The sequence below is a fragment of the Mesobacillus sp. genome, from assembly GCF_049588175.1.
Classification (GTDB): Bacteria; Bacillota; Bacilli; order Bacillales; family Cytobacillaceae; genus Mesobacillus.
In genome coordinates this window covers 1-1,716 of record NZ_JBAVFI010000200.1, presented here as the reverse complement: position 1 = coordinate 1,716, position 1,716 = coordinate 1, and the positions used below count along the sequence as shown (strand labels likewise).

At 41.2% G+C, this 1,716-nt stretch carries 3 protein-coding genes; 2 read left to right on the top strand and 1 reads right to left on the bottom strand.

Annotation, left to right across the window (positions count from 1 at the left end; genetic code table 11):
* Window positions 1-786 (top strand): LVIVD repeat-containing protein (locus WB217_RS05050; RefSeq protein ID WP_423991247.1); only part of this gene is annotated, 786 nt, incomplete at its 5' end.
* Between the two features lie 50 nt (window positions 787-836).
* On the opposite strand, the gene WB217_RS05045 is transcribed toward WB217_RS05050, so the two are convergent.
* Complete coding sequence (locus WB217_RS05045; protein ID WP_423991245.1) at window positions 837-1,055, bottom strand: hypothetical protein; 219 nt, start codon at window positions 1,053-1,055, stop codon at window positions 837-839.
* Window positions 1,056-1,159: 104 nt separating this feature from the next.
* Between WB217_RS05045 and WB217_RS05040 the strand changes: the two genes are divergently transcribed.
* Window positions 1,160-1,716: formate/nitrite transporter family protein (locus WB217_RS05040; protein ID WP_423991243.1), on the top strand; the 557-nt coding region annotated here is incomplete at its 3' end.

Here is a 1,716-nt window from a genome sequence, read left to right as displayed (position 1 = left end):
GACAATGTTTATGTACTGACTGCTGACTGCTATGCAGACTATTACTCTCATGGCGAGAAAATGGATGTGTCTATTGTGGATGTATCCAATCCTGATGCTCCATCTACTGTCTATGAATTTAATCCCCGTGATTACATCTCTGAAGTAAGCGATGAGAACTATGACGGTTACAATTGGACCGATGAAGAAGGCGTAAAGCGTGTCGCGTTTGCACATAGTGTAAAAACAGATGAAACTGGAAAAACCGCTTTCCTGTCATACTGGGATCTAGGCACAATCATGCTTGATATCAGCGATGCGAAAAATCCGGTCTATCTTGGAAGAACCGATTTTGCTAATAATGTTCAAGGGGCAGCACATTCTATGGATCTTGCAAAGGGTGGTACGGTTCTTGTTGAAACAAGGGAAATATTCGGCCCTACTAGAGAAGGATTCGAATCAGCTTACGGCTATACCATGATCTATGATATTAAAGATAAATCAAAACCACAGCTACTAAGCTCCTTTAGAACCGATTTCACCGAAACCATTCCTAACGGAGCGACTGTACATGATCCGAAGGTACATGGTAACACATTATATCTTTCACATTATTCAGGTGGAGTGCGGACAGTAGATATAACTGATCCAGCTTCACCAAAACAAACGGGCATGTATATCCCTAGCAAATCGAATATCTGGGGAGTATTCGTAGACCGAAACTATGTACTTGCCTCAGATATTGGCTCAGGGTTGAAGGTACTACAAAAATCAGGAGGTCCATCTTCTGAGGGGCTGACAGAATAAGATGAAGTAAGTGAAGCACATTCTCATTCGAGAATGTGCTTTTTCACCTTTTAAGGCAGTAAAAAAATATTATGATACGGCGGACTATCCAGCTTAGATTGTTTTAAATAGCCTTCAGCAACTAATTCTTCCAACCCCTTTTCCACTTCTTCCGGCTTGACCCCGAATATGTCAGCAACTTTTACAGTAGAGACTGTCATGTACTTTGGCCGCTTTGTTGATGATTGAATCATAGATTGAACGCGCTGAAGTAACAGGTTTTTATCCATTATTATCTCCTCACCTTTTTCTTCGTGAAAAATTATCCTGATTATGCTAAATAATTTTCCCAGTATTGTAAATATTATTAGGGAATTTAAAGGAGCTGATTTGTATGGGTTTTCATGCGCCATTCAAGATTGCGCAGTTGGCGGCTGACCATGGACAAAAAAAGGCCAATCTGCCATTTGCAAGTGTTCTGGTGCTGGGATTTCTCGGAGGTGCCTTTATATCCCTGGGATACTTGCTTGATATCCGTGTTATCGCAGATCTCCCAAAAGAGTGGGGAACATTAAGTTCGCTGATAGGGGCTGCTGTTTTCCCGGTAGGCCTTATTCTAATCATAATTGCCGGTGGTGAACTATTAACCGGTAACATGATGGCAGTATCAATGGCATTCTTTTCAAAAAAGATTTCAATTGGACGACTTATTAAAAATTGGTTTTGGATCACTGTATTTAACTTTATAGGAGCATTGTTCGTCGCATATTTTTTTGGACATGTTGCCGAGTTAACTTCACATGGTCCATATCTTGAAAAAACCGTTGCGATTGCAGGGGGGAAATTGAAGGAAGGATTTTTAGCGTCACTTGTTTCAGCGATTGGCTGCAATTGGCTTGTCGGATTAGCTGTTTGGCTGGCATATGGCGCAGAGGATATTGGCGGAAAGAT